This window comes from Aeromonas sp. R10-2 (assembly GCF_040908445.1).
In the GTDB taxonomy this organism is placed as follows: domain Bacteria; phylum Pseudomonadota; class Gammaproteobacteria; order Enterobacterales; family Aeromonadaceae; genus Aeromonas; species Aeromonas veronii.
The window spans coordinates 21,937-39,772 of sequence record NZ_JBFODS010000064.1; the positions used below are offsets into that span (position 1 = coordinate 21,937).

17 protein-coding genes are annotated in these 17,836 nt (G+C 59.1%); 16 read left to right on the forward strand and 1 reads right to left on the reverse strand.

What is annotated here, in order from left to right; translation table 11 throughout:
- Positions 1–2: 2 nt before the first annotated feature.
- The 16 genes from iscA (at position 3) to AB5Y97_RS13405 (ending at position 15,958) form a co-directional block, all read left to right on the forward strand.
- Entirely contained in the window at positions 3–326 is a 324-nt protein-coding gene (iscA, locus tag AB5Y97_RS13330) for an iron-sulfur cluster assembly protein IscA (RefSeq protein ID WP_005333812.1), read from the forward strand.
- A 118-nt stretch (positions 327–444) separates the two neighbouring features.
- Positions 445–963 carry a co-chaperone HscB gene (gene hscB, locus AB5Y97_RS13335; protein WP_042013204.1) on the forward strand — a complete coding sequence of 173 codons (519 nt, stop codon included), beginning with the start codon at positions 445–447 and terminating at the stop codon, positions 961–963.
- A gap of 28 nt (positions 964–991) precedes the next feature.
- Positions 992–2,839: a Fe-S protein assembly chaperone HscA gene (gene hscA / locus AB5Y97_RS13340; RefSeq protein WP_005351033.1), complete on the forward strand. Its 1,848-nt coding sequence runs from the start codon at positions 992–994 to the stop codon at positions 2,837–2,839.
- Between the two features lies 1 nt (position 2,840).
- Entirely contained in the window at positions 2,841–3,179 is a 339-nt protein-coding gene (gene fdx, locus AB5Y97_RS13345) for an ISC system 2Fe-2S type ferredoxin (protein ID WP_005333808.1), read from the forward strand.
- A gap of 173 nt (positions 3,180–3,352) precedes the next feature.
- A complete protein-coding gene (gene pepB / locus AB5Y97_RS13350; protein WP_120414051.1) occupies positions 3,353–4,657 on the forward strand; it encodes an aminopeptidase PepB in 1,305 nt (434 codons plus the stop codon).
- Positions 4,654–5,937 (forward strand): aminopeptidase PepB, encoded by a 1,284-nt coding sequence (gene pepB, locus AB5Y97_RS13355; protein ID WP_005359802.1) that lies wholly within the window; start codon positions 4,654–4,656, stop codon positions 5,935–5,937. The genes pepB (AB5Y97_RS13350) and pepB (AB5Y97_RS13355) overlap by 4 nt, the downstream gene beginning before the upstream one ends.
- A gap of 267 nt (positions 5,938–6,204) precedes the next feature.
- Entirely contained in the window at positions 6,205–6,633 is a 429-nt protein-coding gene (gene ndk, locus AB5Y97_RS13360) for a nucleoside-diphosphate kinase (protein WP_005333805.1), read from the forward strand.
- Positions 6,634–6,800: 167 nt separating this feature from the next.
- A complete protein-coding gene (locus AB5Y97_RS13365) occupies positions 6,801–7,904 on the forward strand; it encodes a bifunctional tRNA (adenosine(37)-C2)-methyltransferase TrmG/ribosomal RNA large subunit methyltransferase RlmN (protein ID WP_005344856.1) in 1,104 nt (367 codons plus the stop codon).
- An 11-nt stretch (positions 7,905–7,915) separates the two neighbouring features.
- Positions 7,916–8,707, forward strand: coding sequence for a PilW family type IVa pilus biogenesis/stability lipoprotein TapF (gene tapF / locus AB5Y97_RS13370; RefSeq protein ID WP_085943024.1), 792 nt, complete (start codon positions 7,916–7,918; stop codon positions 8,705–8,707).
- On the forward strand, positions 8,697–9,665 hold the full coding sequence (gene rodZ, locus AB5Y97_RS13375; protein ID WP_368158149.1) for a cytoskeleton protein RodZ: 969 nt from the start codon (positions 8,697–8,699) through the stop codon (positions 9,663–9,665). Before tapF ends, rodZ begins: the two co-directional genes overlap by 11 nt.
- A 10-nt stretch (positions 9,666–9,675) precedes the next feature.
- A complete protein-coding gene (ispG, locus tag AB5Y97_RS13380) occupies positions 9,676–10,791 on the forward strand; it encodes a flavodoxin-dependent (E)-4-hydroxy-3-methylbut-2-enyl-diphosphate synthase (RefSeq protein WP_005333801.1) in 1,116 nt (371 codons plus the stop codon).
- 138 nt (positions 10,792–10,929) lie between these two features.
- The gene (hisS, locus tag AB5Y97_RS13385; protein WP_076491781.1) at positions 10,930–12,207 is read left to right on the forward strand and encodes a histidine--tRNA ligase; all 1,278 of its coding nucleotides are present in this window, start codon (positions 10,930–10,932) and stop codon (positions 12,205–12,207) included.
- 3 nt (positions 12,208–12,210) lie between these two features.
- Positions 12,211–12,861 (forward strand): tetratricopeptide repeat protein, encoded by a 651-nt coding sequence (locus tag AB5Y97_RS13390; protein ID WP_021229680.1) that lies wholly within the window; start codon positions 12,211–12,213, stop codon positions 12,859–12,861.
- Positions 12,854–14,038 (forward strand): outer membrane protein assembly factor BamB, encoded by a 1,185-nt coding sequence (gene bamB / locus AB5Y97_RS13395; RefSeq protein ID WP_005333796.1) that lies wholly within the window; start codon positions 12,854–12,856, stop codon positions 14,036–14,038. Before AB5Y97_RS13390 ends, bamB begins: the two co-directional genes overlap by 8 nt.
- 74 nt (positions 14,039–14,112) lie before the next feature.
- The gene (gene der, locus AB5Y97_RS13400) at positions 14,113–15,609 is read left to right on the forward strand and encodes a ribosome biogenesis GTPase Der (protein WP_005333794.1); all 1,497 of its coding nucleotides are present in this window, start codon (positions 14,113–14,115) and stop codon (positions 15,607–15,609) included.
- A gap of 124 nt (positions 15,610–15,733) precedes the next feature.
- Complete coding sequence (locus tag AB5Y97_RS13405; protein ID WP_042056368.1) at positions 15,734–15,958, forward strand: zinc ribbon domain-containing protein; 225 nt, start codon at positions 15,734–15,736, stop codon at positions 15,956–15,958.
- Between the two features lie 373 nt (positions 15,959–16,331).
- On the opposite strand, the gene mltF is transcribed toward AB5Y97_RS13405, so the two are convergent.
- Positions 16,332–17,816, reverse strand: coding sequence for a membrane-bound lytic murein transglycosylase MltF (gene mltF / locus AB5Y97_RS13410; protein WP_005344877.1), 1,485 nt, complete (start codon positions 17,814–17,816; stop codon positions 16,332–16,334).
- Positions 17,817–17,836 lie beyond the last annotated feature (20 nt).

Here is a 17,836-nt window from a genome sequence, read left to right on the forward strand (position 1 = left end):
GTATGGCTATTACCATGACAGATGCCGCCGCGGCACGGGTTTCCTCTTTTCTGGCTAACCGGGGCAAGGGCATTGGCCTGCGCCTCGGCGTCAAAACCACCGGCTGCTCCGGTCTTGCCTACGTGCTTGAGTTCGTTGATGAACTGACCGATGAGGATCAGGTGTTCGAGCAGCAGGGCGTCAAGATTATTGTTGATGCCAAGAGCCTGATCCATCTGGATGGCACCGAGCTGGATTTCGTCAAGGAGGGCCTCAACGAGGGCTTCCAGTTCAACAATCCCAATGCCAAAGGCGAGTGTGGTTGCGGCGAAAGCTTCAGTGTCTGAGATGTTTGACGTCAATGATCCTTCGTCTGTGGTTGAGCGGGTTGCCCATGACCCGTTCAATCACATCTCATTTGCCAGGGGCGAGTGAGGTTGTGGCGAACGTTTCCAAGAGGTTTGCATGAATCATTTCGAGCTGTTTGGGCTGGTTGAAGGCTTTGAGCTCGATACCCGTCAGTTGGCTGATACCTACCGCCAGCTGCAAACCCAATTCCATCCTGATCGTTTTGCCACCGCCCCCGAACGGGAGCAGCTGGCTGCGGTGCAACGTGCCGCCCAGATCAACGAAGCATTCACCACCCTCAAGGCGCCGCTACGCCGTGCCGAATATCTGCTCTCCCTGCGTGGCACCGATATCCGTGGTGAACAGCAGACCCTGCAAGATACCGCGTTTCTGATGCAGCAGCTGGAGTGGCGCGAGCGTCTGGCCGATCTGAAAGATGACGCCGACCCTGAGCGCGCCATCAAGGATTTTCGCAGCGAGATCAGGCATGATCACCAGATGTTGATGCAGCAGCTGACCGAGTCTCTTGCCGCCGGCAAAGATCTCGTTGCCGCTGATTGCGTTCGCAAACTCAAGTTTGTCGACAAGCTCCTCGAAGAGCTGGAACGATTCGAAGACTCGCTTCTCGAGTCTTGATCCTTTAACGCTGGAAGTTTCATTACCCATGGCATTACTGCAAATCGCCGAACCCGGCCAGAGCGCTGTTCCTCATCAGCACAAACGTGCCGTCGGCATCGATCTCGGCACCACCAACTCTCTCGTCGCTGCGGTTCGCAGCGGTCACGCCGATACCCTTTGCGATGAGCAAGGGCGCGACCTGCTCCCGTCGGTGGTGCACTATCAAAGCGACGCCATTCGAGTCGGAATTGATGCCAAGCGCGAAGCGGCGCTCGATCCTCACAACACCATCGTCTCGGTCAAACGGATGATGGGCAAGGCGCTGGCCGATATCGATACCCGCCAACAGCCTTACCAGTTTGTTGCCGCCGACAATGGCATGCCGCAACTGCAAACCCGTCAGGGGCTGGTCAATCCGGTACAGGTCTCGGCCGAAATTCTCAAAAAGCTGGCCGAGCGTGGCGCCCAGACACTCGGGGGCGATCTCGATGGCGTGGTCATTACCGTGCCCGCCTATTTCGATGATGCCCAGCGTCAGGGGACCAAGGATGCGGCCCGTCTGGCCGGTCTGCACGTGCTGCGTTTGCTCAACGAGCCGACCGCGGCCGCGATTGCCTATGGCCTTGACTCCGGTCAGGAAGGGGTGATCGCGGTTTACGATCTGGGGGGCGGCACCTTCGATATCTCTATCCTGCGTCTGCACCGCGGTGTGTTCGAAGTGATGGCGACCGGCGGCGATTCCGCCCTCGGCGGTGATGATTTTGATCACCTGCTGGCGGACTGGATCAAGGAGCAAGCGGGCCTCTCCGGTGAGCTGGATGCCCATCTGCAGCGCGAGCTGCTGGATGTGGCCGCTGCCGTCAAACACGGCCTGACCGATGCCGAGCAGGTGGCGTGCACCTTTGCTGGCTGGCAGGGTTCAGTGAGCCGTAGCCAGTTTGATGAACTCATCACCCCGCTGGTGAAACGGACCTTGCTGGCTTGTCGCCGCGCCCTGCGCGATGCCGGTCTCGAGCAGGTGGAAGTGCTGGAAGTGGTGATGGTCGGTGGCTCCACCCGGGTGCCGCTGGTGCGTGAACTGGTGGGCGAGTTCTTCCAGCGTACGCCGCTGACCAGCATCGATCCGGACAAGGTTGTCGCCATTGGCGCCGCCATCCAGGCCGATATTCTGGTGGGCAACAAACCTGATGCCGAGATGCTGCTGCTGGACGTTATCCCGCTATCGCTGGGTCTGGAGACCATGGGTGGCCTCGCCGAGAAAGTGATCCCGCGCAACACTACCATTCCGGTTGCCCGCGCCCAGGAGTTCACCACCTTCAAGGATGGTCAGACCGCCATGGCCATTCACGTGGTGCAGGGCGAGCGGGAGCTGGTAGCCGATTGCCGCTCCCTGGCCCGCTTTACCCTGACCGGCATTCCGCCGATGGCAGCCGGCGCCGCCCATATTCGCGTCACCTTCCAGGTGGATGCGGATGGTCTGCTCTCGGTCAGCGCCATGGAGAAATCCTCCGGCGTGCAGGCCGAGATCCAGGTCAAGCCCTCTTACGGGCTGGCGGAGCAGGATATCCTCAACATGCTGAGTGCCTCCATCGAGAACGCCCAGCAGGATATGGATGCCCGCATGCTGGCCGAGCAGCAGGTTGAAGCCGACCGGGTGGTCGAGAGTCTCAATGCGGCGCTGGCCGCCGATGGCGATGCCCTGCTCAATGCTGCCGAGCGTGCCGAGATTGATGCCGCCATCGCCCATCTGCTGACCATGCGCAACAGCGGCGCAACCCATCAAATCAAAGAAGCCATTGAGGCAGCCGATGCTGTCAGTGGCGAGTTTGCAGCCCGCCGGATGGACGCCTCCATCCGCAAGGTGCTGACCGGACAAAACGTCAACAAGGTGTAATATGCCAAAACTGATCATTCTTCCTCATCCCGTACTCTGTCCGGATGGCGCCGCCCTCGAGGGGCAAAGCGGCGAGACCATTCTGGATGTGGCGCTGCGCAACGGTATCGAAATCGAGCACGCCTGCGAGAAATCCTGTGCCTGCACGACCTGCCACTGCGTGGTGCGCGAGGGCTTTGACTCGCTCGAGCCAAGTGACGAGCTGGAAGACGACATGCTGGACAAGGCCTGGGGGCTGGAGCCGGAATCCCGTCTCAGCTGCCAGGCAAAATTGGCGGACGAGGATCTGGTGGTTGAACTGCCCAAGTACACCCTGAACCTTGCCTCTGAACGCCATTAATTACACATGAGTGAATTGCACGTGCAGCATCCTGTGGTGCTTCAGTGATATGGTGGAAGGCCGTGACCCTCGGGGGCACGGCCTTTTTTGTATTCGTTATTCTCTCTTTGCCAATAAGCTCTTTCCCATAAAGAGTGCTTATACATAGTGCCAGTAAAAAGGAAGCAAACACGATGGCTGACATGATGAAGGTAGCGTTATCCACCCAGGCTGCGGCCGCTTATTGGGGCGAGGGCGCCCAGCTCAGTTTCAATGGCGACGAGGCACTGATCCATCTTGGTGCCGCCGGTCAGGAGAAGGATGTTCTGCGTACCGTTCAGCGCGCCGCCCGTCGCCTCGAATCGAGCGGGATCAAGCGGGTGACGCTGGTCGGTGAAGGCTGGGATCTGGAGCGTCGCTACGCGTTCGCCCAGGGGTTCTACGCCGCCAAGGGAGCGCGTGAACTGGATTTTGGCCAGCAGAGCGACGCGGAAGCCCGTGAACTGGATGCGCTGCTCAAGGCGGCTCGCTGGGTACGTGACATCACCAATGGCTGTCCGGAAGAGATCTACCCCATGAGTCTGGCGGAATCGGCCCTGTTGCTCATTCGTGGTCTGGCCGGGGATCAGGTTACAGCTCGCATCACCGCCGGTGAAGCGCTGCGCGAGTCCGGCCATATCGGGATCTGGTCGGTTGGCCGTGGCAGCGAGCGCGAGCCTGTGCTGCTGGAGCTTGACTACAACCCGACCGGTGATCGCAATGCACCCGTGGTGGCGGCGCTGGTGGGCAAGGGGATCACTTTCGATTCCGGTGGCTACTCCATGAAGTCCTCTGACAACATGCTGCCGATGAAGTCCGATATGGGCGGTGCCGCCATGGTGACCGGCGCGTTGGCGCTGGCTATCAGCCGCGGTCTGAACCAGCGGGTGAAGCTCATTCTCTGCTGCGCCGAGAACCTGGTCTCCGGCCACGCCTTCAAGCTGGGCGACATCCTCACTTACAAGAATGGGGTTTCGGTCGAGATCCAGAACACCGATGCGGAAGGTCGTCTGGTACTGGCCGATGGCCTGATGGCGGCCTCCGACAGCGGTGCAGATTATATCCTTGACGCAGCCACCCTGACCGGCGCCGCCAAGATGGCGCTGGGCCGCGACTACAATGCGGTGTTTGCCCTCGATGAGACCGAACAGCTGCGTGCGCTGGCCGCCGCCAAGGTGGAAAACGAACAGGCGTGGGCGCTGCCGCTGGAACCCTGGCATGCCAGCCAGCTCACCTCGGCCTTTGCCGATCTGGGCAACGTCGCCTCAGCCGAAGGCACGGCCGGTGCCACCACGGCTGCAGCGTTCCTTTCCCGTTTCGTACGTGATGAGGGTAAGGGGTGGGTGCACCTGGATCTGGCGGCCTCTTATCAGAAATCGGGCAACGATCTCTGGGCGACCGGCGCCAAGGGTCACGGTCTGCGTACCATAGCCCGCTGGCTGCAGGAGGTGACCGCATGAATGTCTGGCTGAGTCGTGAATTTGCACCGGCCGAGTGGGGGGAGGGGGCGCTGCTCTCTCACCGTGCCGACGGCATGGTGATCCATCTGGTGACGGCCAATCCTCTGCTCGATATCCAGCAGGCGGCCCGTCGCCTCTGCCAGCAGGGGATCCAGAAAGTGACTTTGGCTGGTCACTGGGAGCGTGAACAGCAGTGGGCTTTTGCCCAAGGGCTGCAAACCCCCAAGGCGGAGGTGCAACTGCAGTGGGCCATGTCCTCGGAAGAGGACAGAGAGGAGCTGGAAGCGCGTTGGCTCTGCGGCCGCTGGGTGCGCGAGATGACCAATGCCACCCCGGAGCAGTTGGGCCCGCTGGAGCTGGCGGTGGAAGCGGCCTCTTTTATTACCGAGCTGGCGCCGGACAAGGTGAGTCATCGCATTTTGAAAGGCGAAGCGCTGCAACAGGCGGGCTGGGTCGGCCTCTATCAGGTGGGCCGCGGCAGTGCGCGCGAACCGGTATTGCTGGAGCTCGACTTCAACCCGGGGCGTGACCCCAAGGCGCCGGTGGCGGCAGCGCTGGTGGGCAAGGGGATCACCTTTGACTCCGGCGGCTACTCCATGAAGAGCTCCGAGGGGATGCTCACCATGAAGTGCGACATGGGGGGCGCGGCGATTGTCACCGGTGCGCTGGCGCTGGCTATGCTGCGCGGGCTCGACAAGCGGGTGAAGCTGATCCTCTGCTGCGCCGAGAACCTGGTCTCCGGCCACGCCTACAAGCTGGGCGACATCCTCACCTACAAGAACGGCACCACGGTCGAGATTGTGAATACCGATGCCGAGGGGCGGCTGGTACTGGCCGATGGCTTGCAACTGGCGAGCGAGTCCGGCGCACCGCTGATCATCGATGCCGCGACCCTGACCGGCGCAGCCGTGATGGCGCTGGGTGGGCGCTACAATGCTCTGTTCGGCCTCGACAAAGGGTTGGTAAGCCGCGCAATGACCTATGCCGATGCTGAGCATGAGCCTGCCTGGCCGCTGCCGCTGGAGCCCTGGCACCGCCAGCAGTGCCCTTCCCATTACGCCGACACGGCCAACAGCCGTCCGGTGAAGGGGGGTGGGCCGGGTGGCGCCTCCAACGCTGCGGGTTTCCTCTCCCGTTTCGTTGCCAACGAAGGGATGGGCTGGTTGCATATCGATCTGGCCGCCTGCTTCAGTGACAACGGCGATGCCCTCTGGGCGCCGGGAGCTAATACTCTGGGGATGCGCACCATAGCGCGGGCCTTGCTGGCGGAAGCCAAATAGGCGAGACAAGGCACCTTCGGGTGCCTTTTTCATGCTGTTCGAATTGTGAACAAAAGATGGGGTTTTGGCGGCTTAAGGTAACTATCGTGCGCAAGCGCACATATTTTCCGGCTCTGCTCGGTCAAGATGAGTGTGGATGTTGATTGCAAGGGAGTGATGTTTAATAAAAAGTTGCTTGTTTGTGTGTTTTTCCGGTTTTTGTTTACGTATAATCGCCAGCGAACATGGATTCTAACAATAAAACTCTGTAGTTAAGGAAAGATATCAATGGCCATCGAACGTACCTTCTCTATCGTCAAACCGGATGCTGTCAGCAAGAACCTGATCGGTGCCATCTATAGCCGTTTCGAAAGCGCAGGCTTGAAAGTGGTGGCATCCAAAATGCTGCACATGAGCAGTGAACAGGCTGCCGGTTTCTATGCCGAGCATCAGGGCAAGCCTTTTTATGACAATCTGGTCAGCTTCATGACCTCTGGCCCTGTCATGGTGCAGGTGCTGGAAGGGGAAGACGCCATCCGTCGCAATCGTGAGATCATGGGTGCTACCAACCCGAAAGAGGCGCTGGCTGGTACCTTGCGTGCCTGTTATGCCGAGAGCATCGATCGCAACGCAGTACATGGCTCCGATGCACCGGCATCCGCTGCCCGCGAAATTGCCTACTTCTTCTCTGACAACGAGATTTGCCCGCGCGGCTGATTTTTGTTGATGATGACCCAAGGGAGCCTCGGCTCCCTTTGTTGTTTTCGCCGTTTACGCAATATCCCTCTATTCTCCAGGTGGAAAGCCAGACCCATTATTTGTACAATGCCGCCCCCTGACGTCGTCAGCCAATAATTGATGAAGTGTTTGAACTGAGGCCATTGATGAGCGAAACAAAAATCAACCTGCTGGATCTTGATCGGGATGCCATGCGTGCCTTTTTCGTCGAACTGGGCGAGAAGCCATTCCGGGCAGATCAGGTCATGAAGTGGATCTATCACTTTGGGTGTGATGATTTCGATCAGATGACCAACGTCAACAAGGTGCTCAAAGAGCGCCTCAAGGCGATCGCCGAGATCAAGGCGCCCGAGATCAGCCGCGAGCAGCGCTCTGCCGATGGCACCATCAAGTGGGCTCTGCAGGTGGGCGATCAGGAGGTAGAGACCGTCTACATCCCGGAAGATGACCGCGCGACCCTCTGCGTCTCCTCTCAAGTTGGCTGTGCGCTGGAGTGCAAGTTCTGCTCCACGGCTCAACAAGGCTTCAACCGCAATCTGAAAGTCTCCGAGATCATCGGTCAGGTGTGGCGTGCGGCCCGCGTGGTCGGTGGCAAGCGTCCCATCACCAATGTGGTGATGATGGGGATGGGCGAGCCGCTGCTCAACCTCGCCAACGTGGTGCCCGCCATGCGTCTGATGATGGATGACTACGGCTTTGGCATCTCCAAGCGCCGGGTGACCATCTCCACCTCTGGCGTGGTACCTGCGCTGGACAAGCTGGGCGACCAGATCGACGTGGCGCTGGCTATCTCCCTGCACGCCCCGAACGACAAGCTGCGTTCAGAGATCATGCCGATCAACGACAAGTACAACATCGAGGAGTTCCTCGCCGGTGTCCGTCGTTACCTGGCCAAATCCAATGCCAACGGTGGTCGGGTGACCGTCGAGTATGTGCTGCTCGATCATATCAATGACGATATGCAGCATGCTCACGAGCTGGCCAAGGTGCTCAAGGACACTCCGAGCAAGATCAACCTGATCCCGTTCAACCCCTTCCCGGGCAACCCTTACGGCAAGCCGAGCAACAGCCGTATCGATCGCTTCTCCAAGGTGCTGATGGAGTACGGTTTCACCGTGATTGTCCGCAAGACCCGTGGTGATGACATCGATGCCGCCTGTGGTCAGCTGGTGGGTGACGTGATTGACCGTACCAAGCGAACTATCAAAAATCGGATGCAACAGGATGGGATTTCCGTCAAAATGGTTTAAATGCTAAGCCATTGTATAGACAGGGAATGGATACACGTACATTGATCGTAGTGGCAGCGCTCTGCGCGCTGCCAGGCTGTGTGACCGAGACCACTTACGCTGGCCAGAACTCGACCCAGCGTGAAGTGGGTCCTGACCTCAAGGCGGCTGCCCAAACCCGCCTCGACCTGGGTATCCAGTACCTGCGTCAGGGCAATGCCGAGCAGGCCAAGTTCAATCTTGACCGCGCCCTCCAGTATGACCCCTCCAACCCCCAGATCCAGATCGGTTTTGCCTACTTTTACCAGAAGGTAGGAGATTTCAAGGCAGCCGAGACCCATTACAAGAACGCCCTTGCCATGGATCCGTCCAATGCTGACGCAATGAACAACTATGGTGCCTTCCTCTGTGATCGCGGCAGGTATGCCGAGGCAGATCAGGCGTTCAACCAGGCTGTTATTCAGCCAGGCTACGTAAAAATTGCCGATACCTATGAAAATGCGGCACTTTGTGCGCTGCAAAATCGCAGAAATGATAAAGCAGGCGAGTACTATCGCCTGGCCTTGGGGTATAATCCCCGCAATCCAGGGTTATTGCTGGACTTGGCCGAGCTTTCCATGAAAGATGGCAAGCTGCCTGATGTGCAGTCCTACCTCGCCCGTTTTGCCGATGTGTCAGACGAGAACGAGGAGAGTCTCTGGTTGAGACTTCGGCTGGCGCAGGCGATGGACAAGCCGGCATTACTTCACCAATTCGGGACTGAGCTGGTAAGGCAATATCCCACTTCGCAACAAGCCAAGCGTTATTTAGCCAATGACTATTGAACAGCAACACGATTTCCAAGACGACTCCCAGGCAGTAGGCCCAGGCCAATTGCTGCGCAACGCCCGTGAACAGCTTGGCTGGACACGAGAACAGGTTGCGTCTCGCATTCACCTTCGTCTGACCCTGATCGCCGCTATCGAATCGGATACCTACGACAAGCACACCTCCCATACCTTTATTCGGGGCTATTTGCGTACCTATGCCAAGCTGGTCGGGATCCCCGATGAGACCATTCTGGCCGCTTACGACAAGCTGGGTCTGACCCCTCCCGACAATATCGACATGCAGAGCTTCTCCCGTCGCTCCCGCCAGCAAGCCAACGACAGTCGGCTCAAGGTGGTGACCTGGTTGATGATCCTGGTGTTGATTGCGCTCTCGGTCGCCTGGTGGTGGCAGAGTACTTCACGCCGCTCCGCCGGTGATGAAGCGCTGGCAGCCACCGAGATGAGTGCAACCAGTTCGACTCCGGCTGAACCTGCCATCACGCCGCCCGATGCAATCAACACCGCCCCGGTGGAAGGCACAGCCATCGTACCGGCCGCCACTGATGTAGCTGCCCCTGCGGTGATCTCCGATGCGACTGCTACCCTGGCGCCTGCTTCTGCGGCTGTTGCCCCGACCGATGTCAGTGCGGCTGTCGGCACTGCGACCGATGCAGCGGTATCCGGCGCCAATGGCACCGAATCTGAAGAGGCTGTCGTGGATCCGGCGACTGCGCCGCAACTGAAGATGAGCTTCACCGCCGATTGCTGGCTGGATGTGAAGGATGCCAACGGCAAGACCCTGTTCAGTGGTCTGAAGAAGGCCAACGACGAGCTGGTGCTGGAAGGCGCCGAGCCCCTGAAGTTCATCATTGGCGCGCCCATGGCCGTCAAGCTTGACTACAAGGGTCAGTCGTTTGATATGAGCCGTTACAACAACGGTCGTACAGCCCGCTTCTCACTGCCGCAGGAGTAATCTGTTTCCCATGTCTTCTCACGAATCACCCATCATTCGTCGTAAATCCAGACAGATCATGGTTGGTAATGTACCGGTTGGGGGCGATGCCCCCATTACCGTGCAGACCATGACCAACACCAAGACCACAGATGTTGCTGCTACCATCGAGCAGATCCAGCGGATCGAACGGGTCGGTGCCGATATCGTCCGTGTCTCCGTGCCCACCATGGAAGCGGCGGAAGCCTTCCGGCTCATCAAACAGCAGACCCGCATCCCCATCGTTGCCGATATCCACTTCGACTATCGCATCGCCCTGAAAGTGGCCGAGTACGGTGCCGATTGCCTGCGTATCAACCCGGGCAACATCGGCAACGAGCAGCGGGTGCGCTCGGTGGTCGATTGTGCACGCGACCTCAATATCCCGATCCGTATCGGGGTCAATGGCGGGTCGCTGGAGAAAGATATCCAGGAGAAGTACGGCGAGCCGACCCCAGAGGCGCTGGTAGAGTCCGCCATGCGTCACGTGGACTATCTCGATCGCCTCGATTTCCAGGACTTCAAGGTGAGCGTCAAGGCCTCCGATGTGTTCCTGGCAGTCGGTGCCTATCGCCTGCTGGCCAAGCAGATTGAACAGCCGCTGCACCTTGGCATCACCGAAGCGGGCGGTTTCCGTGCCGGTGCGGTGAAGTCTGCCATCGGTCTGGGCATGCTGCTTACCGACGGCATCGGCGATACCCTGCGTATCTCGCTGGCGGCGGATCCGGTGGAGGAGGTAAAGGTCGGTTTCGATATCCTCAAATCTCTGCGTATTCGCTCCCGTGGCATCAACTTTATCGCTTGCCCATCCTGCTCACGGCAGGAGTTCGATGTGATCGCCACCGTCAATGCTCTGGAAGAGCGGCTCGAAGATATCATCACCCCGATGGATGTCTCCATCATCGGTTGCGTGGTGAATGGCCCGGGCGAAGCACTGGTCTCCGATCTTGGTCTGGCGGGTGCCGCCAACAAGAGTGCCTTCTATGAAGGGGGCCAGCGGGTCGATCGGCTCGACAACAAGGATCTCATTCCAACTTTGGAGCGCCGCATTCGCGCCCGCGCCGCCATGCTGGATCCCGCCAACCGGATCCCGATGGACAAGGAGTGAGCGAAACAGGGCCACATTGGGTGGCCCTTTTTCCAGGTGACTGATTTTAAATCCCGCATCCGGATTCCCTGATTTTACCTTGGGGGGGAAAATCCCTATAATGCGGCCAAATTTTACCTCTTTTTCTCGAGTATCAACGTGGCAAAACAGATCCAAGCTATTCGCGGTATGAATGATTGCCTGCCGGAGCAGAGCCCGGTATGGCAGAAGGTTGAACAGATCCTGCGCCAGGTCGTTGCCAGCTATGGCTACAGCGAAGTGCGCATGCCGATTGTCGAGCAGACTCATCTGTTCAAGCGCGCCATCGGTGAAGTGACCGACGTGGTCGAAAAAGAGATGTACACCTTTGAAGATCGCAACGGCGACAGCCTGAGCCTGCGTCCGGAAGGGACCGCCAGCTGCGTCCGTGCCGGTATCGAACACGGTCTGCTCTACAACCAGGAACGCCGGATGTGGTACATGGGCCCCATGTTCCGTCACGAGCGTCCCCAGAAGGGCCGTTATCGCCAGTTCCACCAGTTCGGTGTCGAGCTGTTTGGCATCAACGGGCCGGACATTGACGCTGAGCTGATCATGCTGACCCACCGTCTGTGGCGTCTGTTTGGCATCAGCGAGCATGTCACCCTGCAGCTCAACACCTTGGGTCAGAGCGCCGAGCGTGCCGCTTACCGCGATGCGCTGGTGGCCTATCTGGAGCAGTACAAGGAGCAGCTGGACGAAGAGAGCCAGCGCCGCATGTACAGTAACCCGCTGCGGGTGCTCGACTCCAAGGATGAAAAGGTGCAGGCCATTTTGGCGGGTGCCCCGCGTCTGTTGGACCATCTGGGCGAAGAGAGCCTGGCCCACTTCGAGGGGCTCAAGCGCCTGCTCGAGTCTGCCGGTATCAAATACGAAGTGAACGAGCGTCTGGTACGTGGTCTTGACTACTACAACCTGACCGTGTTCGAGTGGGTCACCAGCAGTCTGGGTGCCCAGGGAACCGTCTGTGCCGGTGGCCGCTACGATGGTCTGGTGGAGCAGTTGGGCGGTCAACCGACCCCGGCCGTGGGCTTTGCCATGGGCATGGAGCGTCTGGTGCTGATGCTGGAAACTCTCGAGCTCAACGCCGATATCCGCCCGGCGGTGGATGTCTATCTGGCGATGGTGGGCGAGGGGACCGAACAGGCTGGCTTCCAGCTGGCCGAGCGTCTGCGCGATGCCCTGCCGGACCTGCGCCTCATGAGCCACTGCGGTGGTGGCAACTTCAAGAAACAACTCAAACGTGCCGACAAGAGCGGCGCGGCAATCGCCCTGATCCTTGGTGAGACCGAGGTGCAAAACGGGGAGATCACTATCAAATATCTGCGTGGTCAGGCCGAGCAACAGACCGTCAAGGTTGACGCCGCCATTGCCCTGCTGGCAGCCAAAGGAGAGTAAGCTGTGGAAGTCTATACCACCGAAGAACAACAGGTTGAGGTTATCAAGGAGTGGTGGAAAGAGAACGGAACCTCGGTGATTGCCGGGACCGTGATCGGTCTGGTCGGTCTGTTCGGCTGGCGCTATTACAACCAGCACCAGCAAGAGACCATGGAGGCCTCCTCCCACTCTTACAACCAGGTGATTGAGCAGCTGGCCAAGGGCGATGCCGCCGGTTTCGAGCAGGCACAGCAGTTTGTCACCGCCAACAAGGGTGACTCCTACGGTGAACTGGCCGCGTTGCAACTGGCTGCCGCTGCCGTCAAGGCGGGCAAGCTGGATCTGGCTGCCGAGCAGCTGGAGCTGGTGGCGACCACGGGTGACGAGAGCATTCGTCCCATCGCGGCGCTGCGTCTGGCCCGTGTGCTGAATGATCAGGGCAAGGCAGATGAAGCGCTGGCCAAGCTGGCGACCATCCAGAATGAGGCCTTCAAGGCGCAGGTAGCGGAAGCCCGTGGTGATGTGCTGCAAAAGCAGGGCAAGACCGAAGAGGCTCGTGATGCCTATCAGGCGGCGGCGGATGCCGGCGGCCTGCAGGGTAGCGCCGAGCTCAAGCTGAAAATGGACGATCTGGCCCTGCCGGCCGTTGCGACTGGTGAGGCACCGGATGCGTAATCTATTCAAGATGGTGGCGCTGGGGGCTGCGGTCTCCTTCGCTCTGCAGGGTTGCTCCCTGTTCAGTTCCGAAGAGGATCTCAACCCGATGGCGCCGCTGCCCAAGGTTGAATCTGCCTTCACTGCCGACACCGCATGGTCATCTACTGTGGGTGATGGTATCGGTGATTTCTACTCCCAGCTCAAGCCGGTGGTGGAAGAGGATCGTATCTATGCGGCGGCCCGTGACGGCGATGTCAGCGCCTTTGACCGTGCCAGTGGCGATCGCCTCTGGACTGTCGATCTGGCCGACCTGCCGGTCAACGCCGACAAGCGCAGCGCCCGCCTTTCCGGCGGCCTGGTCTCCCGTTACGGCAAGCTGTTCCTCGGCTCCGAGAACGGGGTGGTCTACGCCCTGAACGAAGAGAACGGTGAAGTGCTGTGGCAGACCAATGTGCCCGGCGAAGTGGTGGCAAGCCCCGCGGTGGAAGATGGCCGCGTGGTGGTGTTGACCACCTCCGGTCGCCTGATCGCCCTCGACACTGATGAAGGCAAGATGCAGTGGTCGCTCTCCGAAGAGCAGCCGCCGCTGACCCTGCGCAGTGCCGGTGCACCGGTGATCACCAACGGCGCCGTGATTTACGGTCGTGCCGATGGCAAGGTGGGCATCGCCCTGCTGAGCAACGGCCAGCCTGTGCGCCAGTCCAAGGTGGCTGATCCGCGCGGTGCCACCGAGCTGGACCGCATGGTTGACGTCGATGCCAGCCCGCTGATTGCCGGTGATGAGCTCTATGCCATCGCCTACAACGGTCAGCTGATGGCGCGCAAACTGATGACCGGTGATGAAGTGTGGAAGCGCAAGTATTCCGGCTATCGCGATCTGGCGATGACCGGTAATGCCATCGTGCTGACCGACAGCCGCAGCCACCTGTTTGCCATCGACCGTCGCAACGGTCTGGAGCTGTGGTCCAACACCCAGCTGGAAAATCGTACCGTCACTGCACCTGTCATCTTCGGTGACTATGTGGTGGTGGGTGATGTGGAAGGATACCTGTATTGGCTTGATCGTACCGACGGTACCATCAAGGCGATGCAGCAGCTCGATAGCAGTGGTCTCTATGCCGCCCCGCTGGTGGATGGCGAGACCCTGTATGTGCAGAGCCGTGACGGCAAGTTGTACGCCCTCAAGCGTCCTTGATCGTCCGATAATGTGAATATCCGGCTCCTGGTCTTCGGACCCGGAGCCTTTGTCGTCTTGAGAATGAGGCTTTTATGACTCCTGTAGTAGCCCTGGTGGGCCGCCCCAACGTGGGGAAATCCACCCTGTTTAACCGCTTGACCCGTACTCGGGATGCCCTGGTTGCCGATTTTCCCGGTCTGACCCGGGACCGTAAATACGGTCAGGCGAAGTTGGGCGAGCTGGAATTTATCGTGGTCGATACCGGCGGTATCGATGGCACCGAAGAGGGGATCGAGCTGAAGATGGCCGAGCAATCCCTGCTGGCCATCGAAGAAGCGGACGTCGTGCTGTTCATGGTGGATGCCCGTGCCGGTCTGACCGCGGCGGATCAAGCCATTGCCGAGCACCTGCGCAAGGCCCACAAGAAGGTATTTCTGGTGGCCAACAAGACCGACGGTATCGACGGTGATTCCGCTGTCTCCGAGTTCTACGGTCTGGCGCTGGGCGAGGTCTACCAGATCGCGGCCGCCCACGGTCGTGGCGTGCTGAGCCTGCTGGAACTGGCCCTGGCTCCCCATCTGGAGACCCTGGTCGACTCCGCTACCGATGAAGATGCGCAGGATGAGGAAGAGGAGGACTTCGACGAAGAAGCCCTGCTGCGCATGGTGGCTGCCGGTGAACTCGATACCAAAGAGGACACCAAGGAGACCCCGTTCGCCGACCTGCCCATCAAGTTCGCCATCGTTGGTCGTCCCAACGTCGGTAAATCTACCCTGACCAACCGCATGCTGGGTGAAGATCGGGTCATCGTCTATGACATGCCCGGCACCACCCGTGACTCCGTTTACATTCCGATGGAGCGTGACGAGCAGAAGTATGTGGTCATCGATACCGCCGGTGTGCGTCGTCGTGGCAAGGTGCACGAGACGGTGGAGAAGTTCTCCGTTATCAAGACCCTGAAAGCTATCGAAGATGCCAACGTCTGCCTGCTGGTGATCGACGCCCAGGAGACCATCACCGATCAGGACTTGAGCATCCTTGGCTATGTGCTCCACGCCGGTCGCTCCGTGGTGCTGGTGGTGAACAAGTGGGATGGTCTGGATCAGAAGGTGAAAGAGGATGTGAAGAACGAGCTGGATCGTCGCTTGGGCTTCATCGACTTCGCTCGCGTCCACTTCATCTCCGCCCTGCACGGTAGCGGTGTCGGCCACCTGTTTGAATCTATTCAGGAGGCTTACCAGTCCGCCACCCGTCGTACCAGCACGGCCATGCTGACCCGCATCATGCAGATGGCGCAGGAAGATCACCAGCCGCCGATGGTCAATGGTCGCCGCGTCAAGCTCAAGTATGCCCACGCCGGTGGCTACAACCCGCCGCGCATCGTGATCCACGGCAACCAGCTGAACGACTTGCCGGACTCCTACAAGCGGTATCTGATCAACTATTTCCGCAAGTCCCTCAAGATCATGGGCTCGCCGATCCGGGTCGAGTTCCAGGAGTCGGTCAACCCGTTTGAAGGCAAGAAGAACACCATGACCCTGAGTCAGGAACGTCAGCGCAAACGCCTGCTGAAAATGAAGAAGAAATAAGTCCTTGCGGCTGCCCTCACCGGCAGCCGCTTTGTTATCCTCGCCATGTTAGGGTGAGGAATAAGGGGAGGGGGATCTGCCATGGAGCCAGACCATGGCAGATCCACTTTTCGAGGAGTTGATTATGGAAGCCCTGCTTTGCCCGTCATGCCAGGCTGAACTGGATACCCGCAGCAAGGAGCAAACCTGTGGTCAGTGTCAGGCCAATGTCCACGTCACGGCCATCTGCCCCACCTGCCAGCAGGAGCTGGAGCGTCTCAAGGCGTGCGGCGCAGTGGATTACTTCTGCAACCACTGCAACTCGCTGATCTCCAAGCGGTCGGTACAGTTCAAGGCGGCGCTGGTGTAAGACGATAATCAGGTGAGAAAGAAGATAAAAAAACCCGGCGAATGCCGGGTTTATGCTGTGTGCTCTGCAATAAGCAGGGTATAGGATCGATTTCTGCGCCACAGGTTGCGCTTGATGTCATTAAGCTTGAGTTTGCGTCTGGGGCTCCAGCTGCACTTCGCTTTTCTGACCAGACTGATTTTTCTACGTTTTTGCATCTTGGTCTCCTCCCAACTCAGGTGGCCATCCCGGCCTTGGGTCATTGATGGAGCCCATCCGAAATTGCTGTTATTTAATCTCTCAACATAATGAAAACAATGCGATTTCGGATAGGCTCCGATGTGAATCGATGGTAACAGAGAAGTTTGCGTGAAAACAGCCGAATAATGGCTGGTTAGCGCATGGTGATCTGATTGACCACTTCGGCGATGGCGGTGGGGCGCTCGGCCAGCTCGGGCTCGCTGTCGTTGTCGAGACTCTCCCGCTGATGTGCCTTCTGCTGCTCGTTGTCGAGCCAGAGCAGACTCTGGTAATACTGGCGCACGTTGTTGACATAGTTGCGCGCCTCGCTGCCACGGGCATAGCCATAACGCACCTTGCGGTGCCAGCGCGCCTGTTGCAGCAGCGGCAGCACCTCTTTCACGTCGCTCCAGGCGTCAGGATTCTTGCCGAGCTCTTTGGTCAGGCGGCGGGCGTCCATCATGTGGCCGTAACCTATGTTGTAGGCGGTGAGGGCAAACCACACCTTCTCGTCATCGGGCACCGAATCCGGCACCTTCTCCATCATCTGTTGCAGATAGAGGGAGCCACCTTTGATGCTCTCTTCCGGATGAAGCCGGTCGTTGACTCCCATCGCCTTGGCGGTGGGCTCGGTCAGCATCATCATGCCGCGCACGCCGGTGTAAGAGCGGGCCTGCGGGTCCCAGTGAGACTCCTGATAGCTGATGGCGGCGAGCAGACGCCAGTCGATATTCTTGGCGTGAGTCTGGAACAGCGGCTGGTACTTGGGCAGCAGGCTCTTGGCGCGCTTGAGGAAGGTGCGGGTATCGACAAAGTCGAAGTTCTGCACGTGGCCGAAGTACTTCTCGTCCAGCTTGGCGATGGCACCATCCATAAAACGCTGACCGAAGAAGTCGATCACGCTGGCATAGAGGCTGTCATCGGGCAGCTTGCTCATGGCCCAGGCAACGGTCTGCTTCTGGGCCAGGGTCAGCCCCTCGGTGAGCTCCGGGTAGTAGCGCTGGGTACGGGCCAGCACGGTATCCTGCACCACCGTGTAGTCAATCTTGCCATCCACCACCTGTTTGAGCAGCTCCTCCACATCGGCGTTGTCGCTGGTGCTCCAGGCTAGTTTCGGATTTTCTTTGCTCATCTCTTTGAGCAGATCTTCCCCGGTGGATCCGGCGGCCACCACCAGCTTGCCCTTGATATCGTTTAACGAGGCAGGCTTGGGTTTGCCGTTGCGGTAGACCAGCTTGGGGGAGACCTGATAGAAGCCCGGGCCGAAGCGAAACAGCTCGCGCCGTTCGGGGGTGACCATGATGGCGGCAGCCGCCAGATCGAGTTTGCCCTTTTTCAGCAGGGTGACCAGTTGGTCAGTGGTGTCGACCGGGATGATGGTGAGTTTCACCCCCAACCAGTCGGCATAATTTTGCGCCAGCTCGTAATCGAACCCCTGGGCGAGGTCGTCACGCTGGTAATAGGAGGTGGGACCATAGATGGTGCCAACCCGGATCTCGCCTCGCTGGCGGATCTGCTCCAGCTGGCTGGAGGGGCTATAGAAGTCGCAGCCAACCAGTGTCAGCGTCAACAACAGCCCGATAAACAGTCGAAAAATGCAGCGCAAGTAGGTGAGTACCTTTGTTGAAAAAATCGGCATTTGTCAAAAAAGAGGCACCT